This window comes from Salinivibrio sp. MA427 (assembly GCF_001996115.1).
Classification (GTDB): domain Bacteria; phylum Pseudomonadota; class Gammaproteobacteria; order Enterobacterales; family Vibrionaceae; genus Salinivibrio; species Salinivibrio costicola.
On the sequence record NZ_MUFH01000172.1, the window covers coordinates 1 to 5,576 of the forward strand.

Below are 5,576 nucleotides of genomic sequence, written 5' to 3' on the forward strand. Positions count from 1 at the left end.
GTTTACACTCAATGTCCTCACAAATTGTCAGTTTCACGCAAGCATAATTGCGTTAAGCTAGTAACTGTATATTTATCGAATAGCACAGATTCAGGGATTCTATCTATGAAAAAATTGCTCCCTCTGGCGTTAGGTTTGGCACTCGGCAGCGTAAGCAATGCAGCCTTTGCCGATGATCTCGCCCAAATTTACCAACAAGCGAAGCAAAGCGATCCCACTCTTAATCAAGCGGCCGCTGAACGTGACGCGGCGTTTTCCGCCGTGGATGCTACCCGCGGCACCTTGCTGCCTCAAATTGCACTTAACGCCAGTTACGCGATCCAACGCAATGACAGCGACGATAAAAGTGATAACGATGTCACTTCCGCCGATATCAGCCTAAGCCAACAAGTATTTAAGCGTGATAGCTGGGTGAATCTGGATATTAGCGAAATGCAAGCGCGTCAACTGGATGCCGCCTATGCTGCCCAGCAACAAGGGTTGATGCTGCGCGTGGCGCAAGCGTATTTTGATGTCCTACGTGCGATGGACAAGCTTGAGTTTATTCAAGCAGAAAAAGCGGCGGTGGGCCGTCAGCTTGAACAAACCAAGCAACGTTTTGAAGTTGGCTTGTCGGCGATTACCGATGTGCACGACGCTCAAGCGCAGTATGACGCTGTGCTCGCCGATGAGATCTTGGCAGAAAACGCTCTCACCAACAGCTATGAAGGCTTACGTGAGATCACCGGCCAAGCGCCGAGAGACTTACGCGTGCTCGATAAAGCGCGTTTTAGTGCCAGCAACCCGCAACAGCAACCCGCTGCTTTGGTGAAGACCGCAGAAGAGAAAAATCTGCAACTGCTGGCTAACCGCATTGCGCGTGACACCGCCAAAGAGCAGATTAAGCTCGCCAAAACCGGTCATCTGCCTACGTTGACGTTTAGCGCCAAATACGGGATGACGGATAGGGATAATCAGCACGATGATTTTTATTCCTCTGATTACAATCAAGGCTCTGCCAGCCTTGATTTTAGCTTACCGCTCTTCACCGGTGGCAGCACCTCTGCCAATGTTGAAAAAGCACAACATGAATATGTGGCCGCCTCGCAGGGTTTAGAGTCCACTTACCGGAGCACAGTGAAAGATGTGCGTGCGTTCTATAACGACATTAATGCTTCGATTGGCGCGCTGCGTGCTTATGAACAAACGGTGATTTCAGCTCGCTCGGCATTAGAAGCGACAGAAGCCGGCTTTGAAGTGGGCACCCGTACCATTGTCGATGTGTTAGACGCGACACGCCGTTTGTATGACGCCAACCGTAATCTATCAAACGCACGTTACGATTATATTTTAAGTCATTTGCGTTTACACCAAGCGGTCGGCACCTTGACCGAGCAAGACTTACTTGATATCAACCAAGGGCTGGTGAAACAAGACTAGTCCATGCGTTGAATAAAAAAGGTGCCACATCGGCACCTTTTTTTGATCGCATGATCTTTTTATCGCACTATCTTTTTATCGCATTATCCCAGCTGGCTCGTCTGGCCGTTGCGCTGGTCGCTGACCTTATTCAAAACGGGGACAAGGTTATTGCCCGCGACGAATCGATTCAATGATCTCAGTCGTTGAGCATCCTTCTTCGAAGTTAAGCACCTTGACCTCACCGCCATTGGCAAGCACCGCTTCAGCTCCGGCTATTTCACTGACCTGATAGTCGCCGCCTTTCACCAATAAATCCGGTAACACCGCACTAATCAAGCGCGCAGGCGTTTCTTCGCCAAAGGGTACCACCCAATCCACAGCGCCAAGCCCCGCCAAGACTGCCATGCGTCGATCGGTGGGATTAACCGGACGGCCTGGTCCTTTTAAACCTTGTACCGACGCATCAGTATTAACCGCGACAATCAGGCGATCGCCCAATTTAGCGGCTTCGTTTAAATAGGCAACATGACCGGCGTGCAAAATATCAAAGCAGCCATTGGTCATCACCACTTTCTCACCCCGTCCTTGCGCCACCTTAACCGCGTCGATCAGTTGCGATTCTGTGGTGACCCCAAAGCCGGATTCGTGCGAGCCGTGTATGGCTTCGGTTAACTCAATGGTTGATAGCGTTGAGGTGCCGAGCTTGCCGACCACCACACCGGCAGCGGCATTGGCCAGTGCACATGCGTGTTCGATCGGTTTGCCGGCAGCTAATGAGGCCGCCAGTACCGAAATAACGGTATCGCCAGCGCCGGTGACGTCATAGACCTCTTTGGCCAGCGTCGGCAAGTTAAGTGGGGCAGCATCAGGACGAAGCAGGGTCATACCATGCTCACTACGGGTAACCAACAACGCGCCCAACTCGTAGTGTTTAATCAGCGCTAAGCCTTTTTCTTCCAAGCTTTGATCGTCTGTCACCGTGCCAGCCACGGCTTCAAATTCACTCAGGTTTGGCGTCAGCAGACTGGCACCACGATAGCGCTCAAAGTCCGTCCCTTTAGGATCTACCAGGGTGGTCACGCCGGCTTGATTCGCGGCTTGGATCAATGATTGCACCTGCGCCAATGCACCTTTGGCATAATCCGATAAGATCATCGCCTGCGCCTTGGGTAAGGCGGCTGTCACTTTTGTCAGCATTGGGGTGAGATCCACGCCCGCAAATCCCTCCTCGAAATCGAGCCGGATCAACTGCTGATTACGGCTCATCACCCGTAACTTAGTGATGGTTGGATGCGAGTCCAGCGCCACAAAGTCACAATTGACGTTTAAAGAATCCAGAGTTTGGGTTAACGCATCCGCTTGTTCGTCCTTGCCTGTCAAACCAATTAACTGGGCATGTCCCCCTAAAGCAGCGATGTTCATCGCCACGTTGGCAGCCCCACCAGGGCGCTCTTCCGTTTGATTGATTTTGACCACGGGCACGGGCGCCTCTGGTGATATACGTCCGGTGGGACCATACCAATAGCGGTCAAGCATCACATCACCGACAACCAGAACATTGGCTTGGTTATAATCAGGCAGGCTGAGTTTCATCTGGATCTCCGAATACTGTCGTTACCGAGCGATAGTAGCATAGCCAAAAACCAAATGGGGCGCGTACAGGCGTGCGCTGCGCACAATCTCAACATCCATCGGGCAGACAAGCACAGGACAGCCCCTGCAATTTACTCTACAATGTGGCGCGTGCCTGACGGCCGGTTTCATTTTTGTTTTCACGAGTCATTGACGCTATGAGCGATTTTTCACCACCAAAATTTCACATTGGATTTCTTCACCCTCGCTATCTTCACACTTGGCTCGGGGTAGGACTCATGTACCTAGCCAGCTGGCTTCCTTATCGCGTTCAGTTTTACGCGGGGCGCGGGCTTGGTCGACTGATGCATACGCTGATGAAACGGCGTGTGAAGATCGCCGATCGTAATCTGGCGTTGTGTTTTCCTGAAATGAGCCCCGCCTCGCGCCAAGCAATGGTGAAAGAAAACTTCGCCAACTCTGGCTTGGCCCTTTTTGAAACCTGTATGGCATGGTTTTGGCCTTCTTGGCGCATCAAAAAACATGTGGTCTATGAAGGCCTAGACCAACTTAAACACCTAGAAAATCAGGGGCAAGGGGTACTCGTTATCGCTGTGCACTCGATGAACTTAGAGTTGGGTGCGCGAGCCTTAGGTGAGGTCACTCCTGGCGTGGGTGTGTACCGTCCTAACAATAACCCTGTTTATGATTGGTTCCAGCATCGTGGCCGTACTCGGCACAACTGGGCCATAGACAGGAAAAACGTTAAAGCCATGATTCATCATCTCAAACAAGGCGATAGGATGTGGTATGCACCGGATCATGACTACGGCCGACGCCGTTCAACCTTTGCGCCATTATTCGCCGTTGAGAAAGCGTGTACGACCACAGGAACGAGCTTACTCGCACACGCAGGTCACGCCGCCGTGGTGCCGTTTTCGATTGTGAGAGATCGACGCGGTGGTCAGTACCGGATAACCATCCATTCTCCGCTGCAAGATTTTCCCAAGGACGCCGATGCGGCTGCCGTTGTCACCAATCGCGCGGTTGAGCAGTTAATCCTACAAGCGCCGGAGCAATATATGTGGTTACACCGACGCTTTAAAACACGCCCTGAGGGCGAGCCATCGCTTTATTGAGCATCGCACGCGGATCGCTGATTTACGGCGCCTTTTCTGTCGCTAGCCATTGTTGCCAAGCTTGCATCACGGCATCGCGTTCGTCGAGGAATGCACTGGCTTCGACCTTGCCACTCTCTCCGGCCAAGTGGCTACGATGCAATGCATTGCGCATGCGGGTATACGCCGATTTGAGGCGCTCTGCTTGTGCCATCGTCATCACGCCAAGCTCGCCAGCTTGCTCAAAAATACGTGCGTTATCGCTGTAACGGGTTAACGCAGGTTGTGTGGCACTGTTGCCGAGCACCAGGTATTGCGCTAAGAACTCGATATCCGTGATCCCACCAGCGTCTTGTTTGATAGAGAAGGTATCGTTTTGCCCTGTCGCTTTATGCTGACGCATTTTTTCACGCATACCACTGACTTGCTCGCGCAATATGTCCTGATCGCGCGAGGCCGATAAAATGCGATGCCGCACCTGCGCGAACCCAGACTCAAGGTCGGGATCGCCGTCGATCATCCGCGCGCGAACTAACGCTTGGTGCTCCCACGTCCAGGCTTCGTTTTGTTGATAATCCGCGTAGGCCTCTAACGTGCTCACCAGCATCCCTGAGGTACCTGATGGGCGAAGGCGCGTGTCGATTTCATACAAAATCCCAGACGGAGTTCGGGTGGAGAAAAGATGCACAATACGCTGCGCCAAACGCAGATAAAATTGCCGGCCATCAATCACTTTTCGCCCATCAGTCTCAACATCCGCTGGGCAGTCATGGAGAAAAACCACGTCGAGATCGGAATTGTAACCCAGCTCCCAGCCTCCTAACTTGCCGTAACCAATCACCGCAAAGCCACGTCCATCTCGCTCGCCTAAGTGTGTCGGTTGGCCATATTTTTCCACCATCTGGTGCCAGGCCTGATTGACCACCGCCTCTACAATCGCCTCGGCCAAGTAAGTCAAATGATCACTGACCCGCATCACCGGTAAGACACCGGCAATATCAGCGGCGGCAATTTTTAATAGTTGCACTTGCTTGAACTGACGTACGGCCTCCATCTGCTGCTCCATGTCCTCAACCGGGATCCGTGCCAGATAATCGCGCAATTCGCTGCGATACGCATCAGGCGCAAGAGGTTGATACAAGTGGGTCAGATCCAACAGCTCGTCGAGCAATAAGGGATAGCGTGCCAGCTTTTCCGCTACCATGGGACTGGCGGTACAAAGCCGAAGGACTTGATCAATCGCCCCCGGATGTTCATCTAATAACTCTAAATACGTTGTCCGAGTGGCAATATTTAATAATAAATGGGTAATGTGCGGCAGAACCTGTTGAGGCTCAGGCAAGGTTAATAATTTACTTAACAACACCGGCATCAGACGATTGATCACCTCACGGCCACGTGGGCCAACGGTCCGTTTCGCCAGCTCCTGCTTAAACGTTAATAATTGCTCAGCAATATTGGTCTCCGGCACATCCAACCCTGTGA

General features: G+C 52.2%; 4 protein-coding genes. 2 read left to right on the forward strand and 2 right to left on the reverse strand.

The features are described 5' to 3' along the window. Window positions 1-105: 105 nt before the first annotated feature. The gene (gene tolC, locus BZG79_RS10840) at window positions 106-1,419 is read left to right on the forward strand and encodes an outer membrane channel protein TolC (protein WP_077774392.1); all 1,314 of its coding nucleotides are present in this window, start codon (window positions 106-108) and stop codon (window positions 1,417-1,419) included. A 147-nt stretch (window positions 1,420-1,566) separates the two neighbouring features. Here tolC and hldE read toward each other — a convergent pair whose 3' ends face one another. After that, window positions 1,567-2,994, reverse strand: a complete 1,428-nt coding sequence (gene hldE / locus BZG79_RS10845) for a bifunctional D-glycero-beta-D-manno-heptose-7-phosphate kinase/D-glycero-beta-D-manno-heptose 1-phosphate adenylyltransferase HldE (RefSeq protein ID WP_077774393.1) — start codon at window positions 2,992-2,994, stop codon at window positions 1,567-1,569. A gap of 197 nt (window positions 2,995-3,191) precedes the next feature. On the opposite strand from hldE, the gene lpxL reads away from it, so the two are divergent. Continuing rightward, complete coding sequence (lpxL, locus tag BZG79_RS10850; protein WP_077774394.1) at window positions 3,192-4,112, forward strand: LpxL/LpxP family Kdo(2)-lipid IV(A) lauroyl/palmitoleoyl acyltransferase; 921 nt, start codon at window positions 3,192-3,194, stop codon at window positions 4,110-4,112. Window positions 4,113-4,134: 22 nt separating this feature from the next. Here the strand turns inward: lpxL and glnE are convergent. Then, the coding region (gene glnE / locus BZG79_RS10855) for a bifunctional [glutamate--ammonia ligase]-adenylyl-L-tyrosine phosphorylase/[glutamate--ammonia-ligase] adenylyltransferase (RefSeq protein ID WP_108743276.1) at window positions 4,135-5,576 on the reverse strand (1,442 nt) is incomplete at its 5' end.